We start from the raw sequence: 17,803 nt of genomic DNA, 5'->3' as shown, positions 1-17,803 counted from the left end.
TACTGTTACACTATCTCCATTAAGCTGTAATGATCTGTTTTTGGAGTAAACAATATGTCTTGGCTTTCTTCATTAAAGTCCGTTTTTTCACCCGCACAAGAAGTGAAAGAAGATGAAATCCAAACCGTACTCCAGAATTATTTATTACCGCATTCAAAAGATGCTTTAAAAGATCGCATTAGCCAGCTCCAAGTTCAGGGTCGTGTGTTACAACTTACGATTAATACATTTCCTGATGAAAAAGAGCATTTGCAGCAAATCCATGATGACTTAGCTGGTGCATTAGAAAAGTGCGGTATAGAAGAACTTAACTTACACGTAGTTCAACAAAAGCGTCCTGCACAAGGAAGTTCGAACTTACCTCCTGTACTTGATGCTTCACCTAAATCAGAACCTGATCCAAATAATCCACCGATTCAAAAAGCTGCTCCGCAACAGAGAGATGTTCCACTTCATCCTCGCATTAAGAATGTTATTTTAGTTTCATCAGGAAAGGGCGGTGTTGGTAAATCGACAACTACTGTTAATTTAGCACTTGCCTTGCAAAAAATGGGACTTAAAGTTGGGGTATTGGATGCTGATATTTATGGCCCAAGTATTCCGACAATGCTAGGCAATGCAGGTAAAACGCCACTTATTGAAAGTGAAAACTTTGTACCGTTAGATGCTTATGGTATGGCTGTACTTTCTATTGGGCATCTTACTGGCGATAACAACACACCTGTTGCATGGCGTGGACCGAAGGCTACAGGCGCTCTAATGCAATTATTTAACCAAACGCTTTGGCCAGATTTAGATGTGCTCATGATTGATATGCCGCCGGGTACTGGTGATATTCAGCTGACGCTTGCACAGCGTATTCCAGTGACTGGCTCAATCATCGTGACTACGCCACAAAATGTTGCTTTACTTGATGCGACTAAAGGCATTGAATTATTTAATAAAGTTGGCATTCCGGTATTAGGTGTTGTTGAGAACATGTCGACTCATATTTGCTCAAACTGTGGGCATGAAGAGCAAATTTTTGGTATCGGTGGTGGTGATAAGCTTTCCGAGCAATACCATATTCCATTGCTAGGCCGTTTGCCTTTAAATGCTCAAATACGTGAACATGCGGATCAGGGCAAACCGAGTGTGGTTGTAATGGATGACGCAGCTGATAGCTATATCGATATTGCTAAAGCGGTGTGGCAACAGATTGAGAAAGTTCCTCAGCGTGCACGTGATGATAAGCGTATTTTCTAATTTATTAAAACCCGGCTTTAAGTCGGGTTTTTTATCATCTGATTAAAATAAAAAATTAAATTACTGAAACCTAATAACAAAGCTAAACTTGTAATTGGCATGCAGATTGCTACTTTACGCTTCTTTTTCAAAGAAACAGGTGAAAAATGCAATTTAAATGTGCTTTTGGCGTAATCAGTTTATGTAGCGCTTTATTTTTAGTTGGATGTAATGACGACAACTCATCCGTCTCACAAACACCAACCGTTCAGGAACAAAAACAGAAATTACAGCCGATTATTATTCAGGGTGCTTTGCCAGTAGAGTCAGAAAGAATGGCTTCAAAGCTAGAAAATAAAACTGTTGAAACAGTAGGGGGATGGACCTTCTGGAAGGGGACTTATAACGGTTATCCAATGATTATTTCGAAAACCCGTATGGGGATGAGTAACTCAGCTGCTGCGACGGCTTTAGCTATTGAACGTTATAAACCGATTGCGATTATTAATCAGGGAACAGCAGGTGGACACGACCCAGATCTACATGTTTACGATATTGTTTTAGGAAAATATGCAACCAATATTGGAGCATTTAGAACGCCTAAACAGCCAGTAGGTGCTGGTTCAGACTCACTCACATGGAATGAGGCTTTTGATGTTTTGCCAACAGATGAATCTGATCCAGAGCCTATTGCAATACGCAAATTTGAAGGTGACCAAGAGTTATTAATGGCGGCCCATAAAGTTCGTTATGATAAAGGCGAGGTTGTTGAAGGAACGATTGGTTCAGCAGATGTTTGGAATAATGAGCTAGATCGTATTCAATTTTTCCATCAGCGTTATGGCACTTCTGTTGAGGAAATGGAAGCGGCTTCTGTTGCACAAATCGCAAGTCAATTTAATGTCCCTTTCCTCGGTATTCGAATCTTATCTAATAATATTACCAATAATGGAGCTTATGACCCAGGTACGGGAGAGGCTTGCCAAGAGTATGTACTTAATGTGGCTGAAGAGTATATGAAATCAAAACTACCAAAATGATGATTTAAACTTATGCAAGAAGAGAGGGGTTTTTATAAAACCTCTTCTTGCTTTTTATGACGATATCTACTTTTCCAGTTTTTTATGACCATCCAACGCCAGAAAATTTCTGTGCATATATATAAAATAACGGCAAATACAAAAGCTTCTACGACTAGACCTGTCATCAAGATTTTCGCGAGACTAAAATCAATATGACCATGGCCGAAATGAGTGATCCAGCGAGAAATTTGATGTAATACACCTAGTAACATTTCCTTGTTGATCATATGCACATGAAAAATATGCGCACCAAACCAAAAACCAATATATAGAATCGGAACTAGAGTAAGAGGATTACTTAACCAAGCGAGCATTAAGCTAATGGGTAAATTGACTTCGAATAATAAGACCGCCATCACAATAAATACACTGTGAAAAGGAATAGGAAGTAAACCAAAAAAAGTTCCAACAAAAACAGCTCGTGTAATCGATTTTCGATTGACATACCAAAGCACAGGATTAAGGGTCTTTTGACCAAAAATCCTTAGAAATTTCATATTCGAAACTTTCTCGGGGGAGGGAAGCCAAGATTGAAAAAAGTGCTTTGCCATAATCATTAAGGTAGTAGAGCGCGGTGCTCTATATAAAAAATCAGAAATAATATAAGAATTGAAACTTATTAAAAGCTTAAAATTTAAACTTACCATTACAATATATTTTTTATTATAAAGACTTTTGATGGAAAAATAGACTTAAAATAAAAATACTTATGTTACTTAATGCGTAATCTATTTGAAAAGCATCACAACTGACCGTAAAGTTTTCTTTTCTACTTTTTGAAATAATTTTATAAATATTTGTTTTTATAAATTTTATTGAGATAGTAAAAATAATTTTAAAAATTTTGTCTTACAATTACCTTTTGCCTTGTAACAGGATATCTATTAATCTGAGATGACTATATTGTGAGGTCATTCAATGATTTCATGGCTTTTTATTGGCTTAGTAGCCACAATTTTACTTACTCCTGGTCCAACCAATACACTACTCGCTTCTTCGGGCGTGCAAGTAGGTTTAAGGAAGTCAGTAAAACTTATTCCAGCAGAAGTTTTGGGTTACGTGATCTCTATTTCTGCATGGGGAATGTTGATTGGAAAAGTGTCTAGCACACTACCAATGCTGCCGCCTATTCTAAAGCTATTGAGTGCTTGTTATATTATTTTCTTAGCCATTAAGTTATGGCATACGGCAAATCAAGAAGTTGAATTAAATCAGCCTACGATTCGTGCTCGTGAATTATTCTGTGCAACTTTATTAAATCCCAAAGCCTTACTCTTTGCTTCAGCTATTTTTCCGGTAGCTGCATGGAGTAATTTTCATATTTATTTAATTCATATGATGGCTTATTTAGCACTTATTACCCCAATTGCATTGTTCTGGATCTTCTTGGGATCGGTTTTAGCATCTAAGAAAGTGGGTTGGTTAAATCAAACTAATTTACAAAGAACGGCCTCTCTTGTTTTGGTCAGCTTTTCAATTCCAATTAGTTATTCTGCCTTACTGAACCTTTAAATGTACAGCTGAGCTATTCTTATCGAGAAGAGTAGCTCAAGCGTTGTTTTCATAATTGCTTTTTTACGTTAAAGTACGTCGCAATCAATGAAATTACCTTTTGGATAGAAAATACATGGCTATTAAGTCTGATCGTTGGATTCGCGAGATGAGCGAAAAACACGGCATGATTGAACCTTATGCAGAGAATCAAGTCCGTTTTGATGAAAATGGTGAAAAGTTGATTTCCTACGGGGTCTCTAGCTATGGTTATGATGTACGCTGTGCCCGTGAATTTAAGGTTTTTACAAACGTACATTCTGCAATTGTCGATCCAAAGAATTTTGATGACAAAAGTTTTATCGATATTGAATCTGACGTTTGTATTATTCCGCCAAACTCCTTTGCTCTAGCACGTACAATTGAATATTTCCGTATTCCTCGCAATGTATTGACTGTTTGTCTAGGCAAGTCGACCTATGCTCGCTGCGGTATTATTGTAAATGTGACTCCCTTAGAACCTGAATGGGAAGGTCACGTTACTTTAGAATTCTCAAATACGACTAATTTACCTGCACGTATTTATGCAGGGGAAGGCGTAGCGCAAATGCTATTCTTTGAAAGTGATGAAGTATGTGAAACCTCTTATAAAGACCGTGGTGGTAAATACCAAGGTCAAACAGGTGTTACACTTCCTAAAACATAATTTTCTTAGCTGAATAATAGTTTTGATAATGATGGGTCACTGAGGTGGCCCAATTTTATACATAAAATTTTTATGAGAAGCGTTTATCGGAATTATGATAAACGACAGTTTTCTTTTGTAAAAAATGATATAAAATGATCAATGATTGATTTGTTTTTTGCTCTGTATCACAGAATTTAAAAGCAAATAGAGTAGATATAGGCTCTCTTTGATAATGTTTAGTTAAATACATAATCAAATGTAGATAGGCCAAATAAAAAGAAATTAAACAGGATTATGCCCCCACGGATACGGAGGTCGGCCATGCGACAGTTTACGTCTCTTCGAGTAGCGCTCTTAACACTCGGAAGCTTATGCTTTTCTTCAGCTTATGCTGCTTCGACATTAGTTCCTATGTCAGATTCGGAACTATCAGCAACTCGGGGCCAAGCCTTGATGAGTATGTCTTATATTGCACCTAATGATTCTGCAAATCTGGAAAAATTGCGTGATAGCAATAGTAATGTAGGATTTTATAAATTAGGTTTAGAGGCCGAGTTAGAAATTAATGCCAATATTCGTAAACTACAGTTAGGTTGTGGTGGGGTAAATGGTGCAGGCGGCTGTGATATTGATTTTGATAATGTTAGTTTAAGTGGTATAGCAGATACACGCGAGGGCCGGGTGGCAAGCGATGCTAAACTGACAAATCCTTTTTTCGAATTGGCAATAAAAAACCCAAATAGTGCATCAACTCGTGAAGTAGCTGGTATTCGCTTGAGTGCTGAAGCAGTTGAGGGGCTTTTAACTATTGGTTCAGAAAACTCAGCTACACCAAATGGTATTAATAGTTTAAGTGGTTATATGGTAGTAGCACCCCAAGTTGGTGCGGCGACTGTTGAGGCTGCACGCATTACCCAAACAGGTAGTCCTGCTTGTGGCGTCTATCCATCTCCTGCGGGTTGTGGTGTTAATCAGGCAATTACAGGTAAAGCTAGAGGTGAAATTGCATTGGGAGCAGGATTTAATCTTGATTTCCAGACTAAATCTTATGATATAACACTGTCTCCTACACAAAAAGCACAGTTATCATTACCACAATCAATCGTATCCGGACAACGGATGAGCAGTGTAAATTTATTAGCCTCTGCTATAGTCAATGGGATTGACTTGTCGGGTACATTGGCAGCTGATGTTGATATCCTTGGAGGAATTACGTTAAATGGTAATCTTCGCGGGACCATTAATAATTTACCTGTAACAGTGCCGTTGTTAGAAAATTTAGGTTATATCCATAAAATTAATTTGAGTGGTAGTCCATTATCATTATCGATGCAGGGACAGGATATACGTTGGCCTGGAACAGTATCAACAGCAATGCGTGGTTGGTGGCTAGAGTTATCAAATCCAATAGATATTGGTCGAATTGACCCGACTAATAGTGTCGTTATTAAAACAGATACTATTAGAGATGCCCTTACTGAGGTGAGCAAAGAATTAACCCAGAATCCATTAAACTGTGGTTTCTTGGCTGTAAATTGTATTGGTGGTGATTTTAATGTTGGAACAAGGGATTTATCAAACGCGAGACCAGCAGTACTAGAATTACAGAATTTACAATTGGCTAACCAGTCTTTTGCTCCAAACTGCTACGGAAGTTTAAAGTTCTGCTAAGTATGAATGTGTAGTTTAAATTTTGCATTCATCGGAAAAGTAAGTTTTTAAGCTCTTTTTTTTGCATTCGTGCAAATATTGCGCATAATGGAAATGTGGAAGGGTTGGCAATATCTATTTAGATTTGCCTTCTAGTCTAGGGGGAAAAGGAAAAATTCACCTAGCATCAAGGATTGTTAAAGAAAAATAAATATGGTGCGCGGCATCGTATAAACAGGAAGGTCAAGATGACTACACTTAATTATACGGTAAGGTTTCAAAAAACCGTTTTGGCAAGTTTAATCGGGCTTTGTATAAGCCAGCCAAGTTTTGCTCTTGAAGAACTTTCTGATGCAGGTTTAAGTGAAACCACTGGTGAAGGTATCGCTATTTTGCCTCAAAATACTTATATGGTATTTCGTGGAGCTGGAGCGAATGAAACTACAAACCAAATTTTAACCGACCGCACTAAAGATACGGGTTATATCAATTATGTACCTGTAGGTCCATTAAGTATGACTTCGGCAGACACCAATAAAAACGGTTCGGTTGATTCAGGTGACCGTGCAGTGGGTAAAGCTGATATTTATCTTTATGGCTTAGCTCTTTCTAAATCTGATAATAATACTAACACCCGTATTGCCTCTACTGATGCGGCTGCCGCAATTTCAAGTTGGGGTACAGCTGTTAACCCTTGGATATTTAAAGTTGCCACTGAAAATTCAGTGCCGAATTTTAGTGCAAATAACTGTACAGGTGCGACTGATCCTACTTGTCAATTAACCTATCTAGCTTTGGAAGCGCCTTTATATGAGATTGGAACAAAAGATACGGCGGGTATAGATGCTTATAAGTTGAAGCTAGGTCTATGGTCCGATATCTTCGTTCGAAATCCGAATAAAATAAATGGGGCAGCAGATCAATTTAATTATGGCGACTCAAATGGTTTAATTGGTACAAGTACTGATGCAACACGGGCAAATCGTCTTCGTCTACAGGGGATTTGGAATAATTTTAGTCTAAATGGTAGTCGTTTACAGGTATTTCAAACTTTAGGTGGAGCCACAACTAGTGGAGGCATGAGCCCTTTTTATAATAATACTTTGGGGATTGCTGGAGTTATACGTTTGAATAGCGGGGACAGCAAGGATGTTAAGGCTATTACTACGAGTTCTCTAACAGAGGGATCTACTACTTCTCCGTGGACTCTTATTCATGCAGGCGCCAATTCAACATTAAGTACAAGCACAACAGGTGATTGTAATAATGGTGGAACAGGAAGTTTTGGTACCTCAGCGGGATGTCGGTATTATGTAGAAAAACGTACACGTACAGATAGTAAAACCGCCACAAAAACGTGGGATGCTTCAGGTTTATCGAATGCTGGAGTTTTACGTTTGAGTACACGTGAAACGAGCGATAGTGGAAATCTTATTACACCTGCAATTAATGGTGGCGTAGCACCTACTTTTGATGCTAACGAGGGTGTTTACCTTTATAACCCAAATATTAATCTTGTATTAGGTACTTTATATCAGCCTTTGATTTTAGGTTCTGATGGTAAAAACTTTAGTTTAGAAATTGCCCGTATTGCGAATAAGCCAGAAATTTATAAACAAATTTATACAGACTATAGCGGTGCGGATACCTCTTATAAAGGCTCAACTTGTAATGTTTATCAATGTGGTGACCAACTAACTTTAGGCGGTAAAAATTACCAAGGCTATAATGCGACACACAGTAGTATTACCATTGGTACTGCCTTTAGTGAGGATGGTGGAAAAACTCTAAGAGCTTCAACAGATGAAGGAGCAGTGGGTATTTCATTTGGTAAGTTAAATTCTGGTACGGTTTCACGAACAACTTCTTCAAATCAGATGACTGAAGTGCATTATAAACAACGTGGAGTAAATACTCAGACGTGGGTTCAGTCTTATAGTTGTACTCTATTTATTTGTGGTGCTGGTACAACAGGATATTTATATCAGTGGGAATATAATAATGGTTCTACACCTTGGGCAATTTTAGCTCCAACAACAAAGCCTGCTGATGCTACCTGCTCTACAACTATTGGTTGTAGTAGCACTTCTGGAACTACGCCTATGTATGGTTCAATAGCAAACCGTGTTTGGGCAAACTCTTCAGCTGTTTGGTTAACCGCAGCAAATAACGAAGTAAATAATTTAATTGGCGCTAATAATGGAATGACAGGTACAACTTTTCCAACATTAAATCAGGCGCCAACTCCTGTTATAAATTCTAGCCCAATAAATAATTTAGGTTCAGCTGTTATTGATGGTGTATTAATTCAACACCTTAAATTAACAACTAAAGGCCTATAAGAGGAGGAGCGTAATATGAAAAAAATAAGTACCTTAATCCTCGCTCTTTGTGCAACCGTCACTCATGCAGAGCTACAAACTTTAGATAATGATGCATTACAGGCCATAAATGGCCAAGCAGGTGCTGATTTATCTTTAATGCTTAATTTAAACCAGACGGCTAACGGTGTATTTGACAACGGTAGTGGAGGTGTCTGTGAGAATGTAGAGTTCTGTCATATCGGGTTGGCAATTAACAAACGTTTTGTACAGGCAGATCCGTCGAAACCAAGTGGTTGGGCTGAAAATAGTGATAGTGGTAATAAACTTTGGCTTGTATTTAAAGGTGTACAAGGCACTTTAAATATTCAAAAAATGGGTTTGGATGGCGCTGATTTAAAGTATTTGGATAAAAACAATACTGAAATGATTAAGCCTGCGATTCAACTGAGTTTTAGTGCAGCACAGCCAATTTTAATTCGTAACTTTGGTTTTAATGCTTTATCAATTGAGCAAGATAACTTTACCAGCTCAACAACAGCGCAAGGGTCGAGCGCAAATATGTATGATTATGCATATTTCAAAAAGCCAACTTATGCAGCGACTGCTAATAGTGCGAACCAGCAAGTTGCTACAGCGACACCATCGGCATATGACCATGGACGTGAAACTGGTTTTATGGGCTTGATGATGAATGGGAACTTGGCTATTCAAGGAAAAGTCATGGTCTTTAGCTGTGATGGCAGCCATCCTCGTTGTTAAGGTTAATGTAGATTTCAAAGGAACTGAAGTGATGAAAAAAAATAAAGAAAATCACAGCTCAAAGTTTATTTTAAACGCATTAACAACCAGCATGTTGTTAGTGAGCGGACATGTTTTTGCTTTAGAAGCTTTAACAGATGCTGATTTGAGTGCTGTTAATGGACAAGATGGAATTTCGATTCAAACGACGTTCAATGAAATCAATATTGATAATGCTTACTGGGATGATCATGCAGGTACATCTAGCAGTGCTGATCAGGTCTTAAGAGCACAAGCAGGCGGGATAAAAGTTCAAAAAAGTAATGCATCTAGTCAACCTTTAAGTACAAATTATCGGTTAGATGTAGGGAGCAATCCAACTACGGGTAAAACTGGACTCGACTTTTCTATGCAAAGCAGTCCATCACTCATTACTGTAAATAGTTTTAAAGTATGTAATAACTCTGCTACTTGCTCACCGACAATGGGGCAGTTGGCTATTCAAACAACTTCTCCACTAAATTTGGCACTCACCACCCAAGACGGTCTATTTAACGCAAATAGTCAGTCAAGCATGACGCTCGGTATTAATAATGCCAATATTTATCTAGGTCAAGTGGATGCGCGCAGCCAGTTAAATCAATTAATTTTAAGAAATTTTAACTTTAATTTTGTTGGTAAAGGGGCAATGTTGATTGACCCAACTCGTGGCGTAGTTTTACAGACAAATACTGGAACTAACGTCGCTAGCGTAGGGCAAACGCCGAATAGTACCTATGGTTATGTTGATTTTAACCGTGTAGCAGATTCAGCTTCTGGTTTAACTGCAGGTACATATGTAGATAGCAGTGGGAAAGTAACTAATTCAGGCCTGAATATTGAGGTCATGCTAAGTTCCAATGTCGATAAAACTAATCCTTATGCTTTAGATGCAACCAATAGTCCACAAAATGCAAAAGGTTTGATTCGTTTAGGTGCTAGCGGACGTATGGTAAATAGTTATTTACAAGTCCGTGGTATGGATGGTACGTCAGATACAACAATATTAGGTACGGCAAATACCGCTTCAGGTACCAGTTCAAGTAATAGCATTTTAGGTAATTCTGGAATTGCCTTTCGTATGAAAGGTGAGTTCACTAAAGATAATGACTCAATGCTAGGTTCAGATGGTAAAGCAACCACGTTAGAAATTGGTGGAGCAGGTCTGAATGCTTATGGGTTCGAATTTGGTAATTTAACAGGTCTTAATTCTGCTACGCGCGGTTATTTCGACAGCGGAAATATTTATCTAAATCTCGCTGATACAAAAACGTTATTAATGCCAAACAACGCGACTTTAAATGCAATTCGTTTAGGGTCGGGTACTTTAACTACAGCTGCTGATTATCAGCATAATATTCATCGTGATACGGTGACTAATCCATTTAGCTTAATTCTTGCGATGCGTGGAGCAGAGTTTCAAGCATTTTCAAGACGCGGTCGTTTTACGACAAGTGCGAATGTCGCTGCTGCCAATCAGTTTGCAGACAACGGTGCAAATAACCAGTGGGGCTTAGCCTTACCTTTTTATAATTTGAATGCTAACGCTGCTGTATATGGTTTAGATGCACCTGCAAATAGTGCTTATTATTATACAAAAGATGCAAATGGTAAGCCTGTTCGAAATGTTGTGGCTACATCTGGAACGACTTCGCGTTTAGGTTTTGGTATTGCTGCTGGAACTACCGGACGTGATGCGACTGGGACCAAAACAACCTCAATTTTATTAATTGATGGTTCTCCAAATGCTAATAATGGCGGTAGTCCTACTGATTATTACATGGGCTTACGTAATATCGACATGTTCCTCAAAGGCAATGGAACTATTGGTTTAGAAAATGGTAGCCTAAATGTTAGTTTAAAAGAGATGCTACTTGCTTTATCAACAGAAATTGCAGCAGGTTATTTACCAGGTGCTAAATATAAAACTTGTCCAGCGACAGGTTCATGTACTTCACCTATCGATAATTTTGCCAAAAATAATGATGTTTTATTTGGTTTAAAACTACGTTTAGGTGGCGATCTTAACTTATCGATCGTTCCAAATAGTTCTATTGCAGATGGTAGTGCTTTAACTGTACTCGGCGATTTCACAATGCCGGCGACAGCAACTGGAAATACAGTTCAAATTAGTGATCCGATTGATGGTTCTGCAATTGGCTTTGATAATATTACCGGAAAGCTAGCGTTTAATACTGCTTTGGTTGTGGGTAAAGATACAACAAGCGGTTTAGGTAAAGTTGGGGTAAATACGGCGGTTTATTTTAACCCTGATAAGAGTATTGATGGCGCATTACGTGTTAAAGATATTAATTTCTACCCGCCTTCAACAGGAGCTGGAGCACGTTTAGGTGAGCTTGCAATTACTGGTGGACGTTTAAATAGTAGCTTTAGTATTGTGCCTAGAAATGGGGCTTTTAACTAATTAAAGAAAGCAGCGTTAATCGCTGCTTTTTTATATAAATTTTATTTTAGTGTGATTGGATTTGCATTCGTCGGGTTATAGAGATAATTGCTTTGTACTTGAATATTATTCTGATAGTCTGAACAAATAATAAGCGTTTGTCTCTTAAGGATTAGAGCGACATGAAGAATAAAAATATAGGGTTCTGGCTGCTACTTGCCAGTAGTTCAAGTGTTTTTGCAATGCAACCTTTGGATGATCAAAGCCTTGCAGCAGCGACTGGCCAAAATGGCTTAACCTTAGGCATTCAGGCCGATAGCGTTAAATTTAATCAAGTCGCTCTCATTGATACTAACGGTATTGCCTCAACGTCTTATAACAGTAAAGCTGGTTTTGTCATTGCGGGAAACTCTACTAATCCAGTTCCTGGCATAGAATTTATTAAGGCTGCTGTATCGGGTAATCCTTCTTTTAATATTGCAATGGATGCCGATGCTGGTGGTGGAAATCCGTTTTTAAATTTAGCTATATCTATGGGGAATGATGTAAACGGTATTCGACTTTTACCTTTTTCAGTTTATTTAGCCCCAAGTGTATCTTTATCTAGCCCATCCGATTATGCATTAACAAGTTATGCACCCAAATCAATTTTTAGTTCGGGAACGACAGTAAATACGGGTGTAAAAGAACTGATCCGTTCTACTGGAAATCTAGATATTAACTTTGTACAAACCAATAAACCCCGCTTAAATATTCAACTTGGCCATGCTGCGCAGTCCGTCATGGTTAAATTTGGTGGGGCAATTCAATCTATTTGTTCTGCTATCGCGGGTTGTCCAATTACTTTAGTGTCCGATAATACAGGTGCAACATTTGGGTTTAAATTTGCAGGAACAAATACCTCAACCGGTTTTGTGTTAGATGGGTTTTATGCAGGTGTTGATTCGACTGGATTAACTTTTGGAAATACAGGCGCATCTAGTAAATTTGATGCTTCACTTAACAATGTCACTTTAGGAAATATAGGGAGCCAAAATACAACAACATTTAATAATTTACCTAATGGCTCAATGGGCAGTTTTGGTGTCACTGGCGTTTCTGTAACTGACTTTAAAATGAAAGTAAGCGGCTTTTAAAAAAGAAAAATAGCTTAACCTGAAATACGAGAGGGCGACTATGAAAATAATCGCCCTCTTTTTTATGGCTATACCGAGTTAAATATTGTCTGATCTGGTGTGTTCTAATTGTTGAACAATTTCCTCTAAAGCTTTAATACGTTTCACTTGGTCCCATAATTCTTTTGCTTGTGGATAGGCTTTGGTCATCATACCTAACCATTGCTTATAACGACCTACCATTCCAATTTCTGTTTTTGCCTGACCGTTTAAAAATCGAATTTGTAAGTCAACGAGTTGTTCCCAAGTAAATAGTGCTTCATCCATATTTTGGCGAATACATTGGGTTAAATCTGGAGTAGTCACCGCACCACGGCCAATCATGAGGTCTTCACAGCCAGATTGTTGCTGGCAAGCCCTAGCATCAGCATTGGTCCAGATTTCACCGTTAGCAATGACATTAATTTTCAAAGCCTCTTTAATAGGCAGAATTTTTTCCCAATAAGCGGGTGGCGTATAGCCATCTGCTTTAGTTCGAGCGTGTACGGTTAACCAGCTTGCACCAGCATCTTCAACTGCATGGGCATTTTCCATGGTGTGGTTTTCATCGAGATAACCCAAACGCATTTTTGCTGAAACAGGAATGTGTGCAGGTACTGCATCTCGAACAGCTTTAATGAGTAGATGTACCACATCTGGTTCATCAAGAAGTACTGAACCACCACGATGTCGATTAACGGTTTTTGCAGGACAGCCGAAATTAAGGTCGATTGCAGGTGCACCTAATTCAACAACTTTTGCTGCATTTGTTGCCAGCATATCTGGGTTGTTCCCTAAGAACTGAACATGAACAGGTGTACCAGCTGCTGTTTTACCGTCATTTTTTAATTCTGGGCAAAAACTATAGTAAATATGGTCTGGCAAAATACTGTCTGTAACGCGAATAAACTCGGTCACACACCAGTCGAAATCACCAACAGATGTGAGTGTATCCCGCATGATCGGGTCAGTTAAACCTTCCATTGGAGCGAGTATGAGTTTCACAGTCTGTGTCACCTGAGTAAAACGAAAACAGCGTTATACGGTATATGTATAACGCTGTCTAGTATCGATTAAATTTTAATTTATCTAGCGACCCAAGATCATCTCGAGTACAAATTTACTACCGATAAATCCAATCGCCAAAAGCACGAAACCGATTAAAGTAAAGCGAATCGCTTTTTGACCTCGCCATCCGAGTTTGTAATGGCCGATCAATAATGAGCCATAGATAAACCAAGAAATAATACTAAATACGGTTTTATGAGCGAGATGCTGAGCAAAGAAGCTATCAATTGTTAAAAAACCAAATGCAAGCGCAATAGTTAATAAAATGAAACCAGTAATAATCAGATCAAATAGTAAAGATTCCATTGCCTGAATCGGCGGGAGTAAATTGACCCAGAAACGTTTTTTTTGTTTCTTTTTGAGTTCACGATTTTGGAACCATATTAAGATCGCATGTATGGTTGCCATCAGTAAAACTGCATAGGCCGAAAGTGAAAGAATAATATGAGTATCAAGACCTAGCGAATGTTGCTCAATAAATTGATCTGGTCGACTAAAGGCAAAACCTAAAATAAGACCAATGGCCGCTACAGGAATGCCTAATAAATTTAACGGTACAATCGGACGAAAAGTACTAAAAATTAAACTTAACAACAACATAAGCCATGATGTAAAAGAGACTAAATTAAAAACATCATAGTTAATTCCGGCTGGAGTCAGCATGCCATGGCATAAAACTGTACCGTGCAGTAGCAGTGCCAATGTTACGACAAATGCAAATAACCATGGGTTTGGTTCACGTTTTGACATTAAACGAATAAACAGATACCAGAAAGAAGTGGTATATGCGATGAGTGCCAAAATTGTGTAAACCAAGGAGAGGCTAATCATGTCAAACCTTTTTCAGGATTAATTCATCTATATAAGATATAAATTCGCTGCGAACTAAAGTATCCTATAGCATTCTATGCATAAATTTTCTATTTCGAGAAAGATTTTTTTGCAACTAGCCATTTTAAGCGGATTTTGCAATGTTTGATACCTTAACAGAACGACTCACACAGAGTTTAAGAAATGTTACTGGCTCAGGGCAGCTGACCGAAGACAATATTAAAGATACCTTACGTGAAGTACGTATGGCACTTCTTGAAGCCGATGTCGCGTTACCTGTAACTCGTGAATTTATCGCGAAAGTTAAGGAAGAGGCATTGGGCCAAGAAGTGATGACTCAGTTATCACCAGGCCAGGCATTTGTAAAAATTGTTTATGACGAACTCACCAAGATGATGGGTGAGGCGAATGAAACACTTGATTTAAGTGCGAAACCTCCTGTTGTAGTATTACTTGCTGGTTTACAAGGTGCAGGTAAAACAACAACTGCTGCCAAGTTGGCACGTTTCTTAAAAGAACGTCAAAAGAAAAAAGTAATGACTGTTTCTGCTGACGTTTACCGTCCGGCAGCAATTAAACAGTTAGAAACTGTTTCAAATGAAGTTGGCGCAGGCTTTATTCCTTCAGATCCTTCTGAAAAGCCAATCGATATCGTTAATCGTGCAATTGAACAGGCAAAAATCCAGTTTGCTGATGTGTTGATTGTCGATACGGCAGGTCGTTTACATGTCGATGAAGACATGATGGACGAAATTAAAGAATTACATGCAGCAGTTAAGCCGACTGAAACCTTGTTTGTGGTTGATGCCATGACAGGTCAGGATGCTGCAAATACAGCAAAAGCATTCAATGATGCTTTGGCACTTACAGGCGTAATTCTTACTAAAACTGATGGTGATGCACGTGGTGGTGCAGCGCTTTCTGTGCGTGCCATTACTGGTAAGCCAATCAAGTTCTTGGGTATGGGTGAGAAGCTTGATGCTTTAGAACCATTCCACCCGGACCGTGTTGCTCAACGTATTTTAGGCATGGGTGACGTACTTTCTTTAGTCGAAGAAGTTGAACGTAAAATCGACAAAGAAAAAGCCGAAAAAATGGCGAAAAAATTGCAAAAAGGCGGTAGCTTCAACTTTGAAGATATGCTGATGCAATTTGAGCAAATGAAAAAAATGGGTGGCATGATGGGCTTCTTAGATAAGTTGCCTGGCATGAGCGGTGCAGGAATTCAGCAAGCAATTGAGCAAGCGAACCCTGAAAAACAAGTCAAGAAGATGGAAGCTATTATCCAGTCAATGACTGTTAAAGAGCGCCGTAATCCGGACTTAATGAACCCAAGTCGTAAAAAACGTATTGCGGCAGGTTGCGGTATGGATGTTGCTGAAGTGAACAAACTTATTAAGCAACAAGCGCAAATGGCTAAAATGATGAAGAAATTTGCGAATCCATCTGGTATGAGCAAAATGATGCGTTCTTTAGGCAATATGCAAAAGCAATTCGGCGGCGGTGGCGGCGGAATGGGACCACTCTTTGGTAACAATGACCAAAAGAAATAAATCCATAAAATAAAAGGCGCATATAGCGCCTTTTATTTTTTCTGTATTTTAGTCTTTAGGATAATGCGCAATATATTGTTGTAATCCTTTGAGCAAAAGATCGGTTTCTACAACAGGATTAAATTTTTGTAAGAACTTGGCAAAAAGTGGAGCATCGCCACCAGTCAGCAGCAGCTTTTTGGGAGATTGCTGCATAATATTTTCGATGGTACTAATGAGGCCTAATAAAATACCGTGGTGTACTGCATCAACGGTGTTATTGCCTGGGTTTAGGTTATCGAAAGCTGAGTCTGGAATTTTAATGCCTTTGGTATTTTGAATCAGAGCATCACGCTGCAAATATAAATTAGGAAGAATGTAACCTCCTAAATGTTGTTTACCTTGCGTTAGGTCAATTGTGAGCGCTGTACCACAACCAATAATGCAATAATTTTCATCTGCTTGAGCTACAGCTAAGACTTGTAACCAGCGATCAATCCCGAGTTGGCTTGGTACTTCATAACCACATTGTAAGCCTGCATATTCCGAGTGAACTTTGGCAAAGATCACGGGAATTTCAAGCCATTTTAAAATCTGCTGAATACGTTGGTTGTTTTCAGTATCGAGTACCGATGAAATTCCAATACGATGTAAACCTTGATGCTTAAAGTGTTGGATTAATCCCAGTAATAAATCGGCAGGAGACTGTAAATGTAGCTCGGCTGCATGCTCAATAGTTTGCTGATTTTCAGTAATCCAGTATTTTAGACGAGTGTTTCCGATATCAAGCCATAAACTTTTCATGGAGAAAACACCTATTTACTGAGTGGTCTGTGGTCTTAAACGACCTTGATAAAACTGCTGTGGTTCTGGTGTTTCAATAATTACCGCACCTTCATTGGAAATCCCCACAAAACGACCATGTACCAGTCCTTGACTATGTTCGAACTGAACTAACTGATTAATCCATGCCGCATGATGGTTAAAACGTCCTGCCAAATTGTAGCAGCCATGATCAAACCAGCGAGCAGCATTTTGAATTGCAACATAAAGCTCTGAAATTAACTCAAGACGACTCATTTGCTTTAAGCCTAAATCTTCTAGAGAGGTAATCGGTTGATCGCTATCTGTCACTGGTGGTGTTTTTAAATTAATACCCACACCCACAATAGCCTGATGCTGAGAAAGAGGTTCAACTAAAATTCCACCCCATTTCCCTTGAGTACTATATAAATCGTTTGGCCATTTCACTTGCAAGTTCAAAGGTTGTAACTGCGGTATTTGTAGAATATTTAGAGCAACTTCAAGTGCTAAGCGACCATCTAAGGGTGTTCGAGTTTGCACCAATGTGCTTAAATAAATATTTCCTTCAGGTGAAATCCATTGCCGTTGATGTTGGCCTCGCCCTTGAGTTTGTTGAGCACTGCAAACCAAGCCTGTTGTAATGCCTTTTTGGGCAATTTCACGAATATCATCATTGGTCGAAGTTGTGGTTGCTTTTAATAAAACCACTTCTGGAAGCTGGTTTTTTGCGCTTAAAAGTTGTTGTAGTTGGCGAGTCTCTAAATCCATGTTGAA

15 protein-coding genes are annotated in these 17,803 nt (G+C 38.7%); 10 read left to right on the top strand and 5 right to left on the bottom strand.

The genetic code is table 11. From position 1 onward, the window contains the following. Positions 1 to 54 precede the first annotated feature (54 nt). Both apbC and POD11_RS11830 read left to right on the top strand, forming a co-directional pair. Positions 55 to 1,245: an iron-sulfur cluster carrier protein ApbC gene (apbC, locus tag POD11_RS11835; protein ID WP_262457280.1), complete on the top strand. Its 1,191-nt coding sequence runs from the start codon at positions 55 to 57 to the stop codon at positions 1,243 to 1,245. 146 nt (positions 1,246 to 1,391) lie between these two features. Continuing rightward, positions 1,392 to 2,264 carry a 5'-methylthioadenosine/S-adenosylhomocysteine nucleosidase gene (locus POD11_RS11830; protein ID WP_262457279.1) on the top strand — a complete coding sequence of 291 codons (873 nt, stop codon included), beginning with the start codon at positions 1,392 to 1,394 and terminating at the stop codon, positions 2,262 to 2,264. Between the two features lie 32 nt (positions 2,265 to 2,296). Here the strand turns inward: POD11_RS11830 and POD11_RS11825 are convergent, their stop codons facing one another. Further along, complete coding sequence (locus tag POD11_RS11825) at positions 2,297 to 2,863, bottom strand: DUF2062 domain-containing protein (protein ID WP_262457278.1); 567 nt, start codon at positions 2,861 to 2,863, stop codon at positions 2,297 to 2,299. Positions 2,864 to 3,224: 361 nt separating this feature from the next. Between POD11_RS11825 and POD11_RS11820 the strand changes: the two genes are divergently transcribed. The 7 genes from POD11_RS11820 to POD11_RS11790 all read left to right on the top strand — a co-directional run bounded on the left by POD11_RS11820 (position 3,225) and on the right by POD11_RS11790 (position 12,776). Continuing rightward, positions 3,225 to 3,818: a LysE family translocator gene (locus POD11_RS11820; protein WP_016142072.1), complete on the top strand. Its 594-nt coding sequence runs from the start codon at positions 3,225 to 3,227 to the stop codon at positions 3,816 to 3,818. Positions 3,819 to 3,933: 115 nt separating this feature from the next. Then, a complete protein-coding gene (dcd, locus tag POD11_RS11815) occupies positions 3,934 to 4,503 on the top strand; it encodes a dCTP deaminase (protein WP_003653416.1) in 570 nt (189 codons plus the stop codon). Positions 4,504 to 4,806: 303 nt separating this feature from the next. Then, positions 4,807 to 6,156: a hypothetical protein gene (locus POD11_RS11810; RefSeq protein WP_224993293.1), complete on the top strand. Its 1,350-nt coding sequence runs from the start codon at positions 4,807 to 4,809 to the stop codon at positions 6,154 to 6,156. Positions 6,157 to 6,383: 227 nt separating this feature from the next. Next, positions 6,384 to 8,477 (top strand): hypothetical protein, encoded by a 2,094-nt coding sequence (locus POD11_RS11805; RefSeq protein WP_262457277.1) that lies wholly within the window; start codon positions 6,384 to 6,386, stop codon positions 8,475 to 8,477. 15 nt (positions 8,478 to 8,492) lie between these two features. After that, the gene (locus POD11_RS11800) at positions 8,493 to 9,218 is read left to right on the top strand and encodes a DUF6160 family protein (protein ID WP_262445964.1); all 726 of its coding nucleotides are present in this window, start codon (positions 8,493 to 8,495) and stop codon (positions 9,216 to 9,218) included. Positions 9,219 to 9,249: 31 nt separating this feature from the next. Further along, complete coding sequence (locus tag POD11_RS11795) at positions 9,250 to 11,661, top strand: DUF6160 family protein (RefSeq protein WP_262457276.1); 2,412 nt, start codon at positions 9,250 to 9,252, stop codon at positions 11,659 to 11,661. Between the two features lie 161 nt (positions 11,662 to 11,822). Further along, a complete protein-coding gene (locus POD11_RS11790; protein WP_262457274.1) occupies positions 11,823 to 12,776 on the top strand; it encodes a DUF6160 family protein in 954 nt (317 codons plus the stop codon). A gap of 78 nt (positions 12,777 to 12,854) precedes the next feature. Here the strand turns inward: POD11_RS11790 and POD11_RS11785 are convergent, their stop codons facing one another. Next, positions 12,855 to 13,799 carry a tRNA dihydrouridine synthase gene (locus POD11_RS11785; protein WP_262457273.1) on the bottom strand — a complete coding sequence of 315 codons (945 nt, stop codon included), beginning with the start codon at positions 13,797 to 13,799 and terminating at the stop codon, positions 12,855 to 12,857. A gap of 84 nt (positions 13,800 to 13,883) precedes the next feature. Continuing rightward, positions 13,884 to 14,693: a cytochrome C assembly family protein gene (locus POD11_RS11780; RefSeq protein WP_262457272.1), complete on the bottom strand. Its 810-nt coding sequence runs from the start codon at positions 14,691 to 14,693 to the stop codon at positions 13,884 to 13,886. A 140-nt stretch (positions 14,694 to 14,833) separates the two neighbouring features. On the opposite strand from POD11_RS11780, the gene ffh reads away from it, so the two are divergent. Continuing rightward, positions 14,834 to 16,246, top strand: a complete 1,413-nt coding sequence (ffh, locus tag POD11_RS11775; protein WP_016142064.1) for a signal recognition particle protein — start codon at positions 14,834 to 14,836, stop codon at positions 16,244 to 16,246. A gap of 48 nt (positions 16,247 to 16,294) precedes the next feature. Here the strand turns inward: ffh and POD11_RS11770 are convergent, their stop codons facing one another. Both POD11_RS11770 and POD11_RS11765 read right to left on the bottom strand, forming a co-directional pair. After that, positions 16,295 to 17,029, bottom strand: coding sequence for a pantothenate kinase (locus tag POD11_RS11770; protein WP_262457271.1), 735 nt, complete (start codon positions 17,027 to 17,029; stop codon positions 16,295 to 16,297). A 15-nt stretch (positions 17,030 to 17,044) separates the two neighbouring features. Further along, positions 17,045 to 17,797, bottom strand: a complete 753-nt coding sequence (locus tag POD11_RS11765; RefSeq protein ID WP_262457270.1) for a biotin--[acetyl-CoA-carboxylase] ligase — start codon at positions 17,795 to 17,797, stop codon at positions 17,045 to 17,047. Between the last annotated feature and the right edge of the window lie 6 nt (positions 17,798 to 17,803).

The organism is Acinetobacter sp. P1(2023) (genome assembly GCF_028367635.1).
Taxonomy (GTDB): Bacteria; Pseudomonadota; Gammaproteobacteria; order Pseudomonadales; family Moraxellaceae; genus Acinetobacter; species Acinetobacter pittii_E.
The sequence above is the reverse complement of the archived record's forward strand: the minus strand, read 5'-3'. Positions and strand labels throughout refer to the sequence as shown.

What these genes read in the sequence shown, in the direction of transcription:
- apbC (WP_262457280.1), top strand. Translation starts at nt 55, where the DNA reads ATGTCTTGGCTTTCTTCATTAAAGTCCGTTTTTTCACCCGCACAAGAA.
- POD11_RS11830 (WP_262457279.1), top strand. Translation starts at nt 1,392, where the DNA reads ATGCAATTTAAATGTGCTTTTGGCGTAATCAGTTTATGTAGCGCTTTA.
- POD11_RS11825 (WP_262457278.1), bottom strand. Translation starts at nt 2,863, where the DNA reads ATGATTATGGCAAAGCACTTTTTTCAATCTTGGCTTCCCTCCCCCGAG.
- POD11_RS11820 (WP_016142072.1), top strand. Translation starts at nt 3,225, where the DNA reads ATGATTTCATGGCTTTTTATTGGCTTAGTAGCCACAATTTTACTTACT.
- dcd (WP_003653416.1), top strand. Translation starts at nt 3,934, where the DNA reads ATGGCTATTAAGTCTGATCGTTGGATTCGCGAGATGAGCGAAAAACAC.
- POD11_RS11810 (WP_224993293.1), top strand. Translation starts at nt 4,807, where the DNA reads ATGCGACAGTTTACGTCTCTTCGAGTAGCGCTCTTAACACTCGGAAGC.
- POD11_RS11805 (WP_262457277.1), top strand. Translation starts at nt 6,384, where the DNA reads ATGACTACACTTAATTATACGGTAAGGTTTCAAAAAACCGTTTTGGCA.
- POD11_RS11800 (WP_262445964.1), top strand. Translation starts at nt 8,493, where the DNA reads ATGAAAAAAATAAGTACCTTAATCCTCGCTCTTTGTGCAACCGTCACT.
- POD11_RS11795 (WP_262457276.1), top strand. Translation starts at nt 9,250, where the DNA reads ATGAAAAAAAATAAAGAAAATCACAGCTCAAAGTTTATTTTAAACGCA.
- POD11_RS11790 (WP_262457274.1), top strand. Translation starts at nt 11,823, where the DNA reads ATGAAGAATAAAAATATAGGGTTCTGGCTGCTACTTGCCAGTAGTTCA.
- POD11_RS11780 (WP_262457272.1), bottom strand. Translation starts at nt 14,693, where the DNA reads ATGATTAGCCTCTCCTTGGTTTACACAATTTTGGCACTCATCGCATAT.
- ffh (WP_016142064.1), top strand. Translation starts at nt 14,834, where the DNA reads ATGTTTGATACCTTAACAGAACGACTCACACAGAGTTTAAGAAATGTT.
- POD11_RS11770 (WP_262457271.1), bottom strand. Translation starts at nt 17,029, where the DNA reads ATGAAAAGTTTATGGCTTGATATCGGAAACACTCGTCTAAAATACTGG.
- POD11_RS11765 (WP_262457270.1), bottom strand. Translation starts at nt 17,797, where the DNA reads ATGGATTTAGAGACTCGCCAACTACAACAACTTTTAAGCGCAAAAAAC.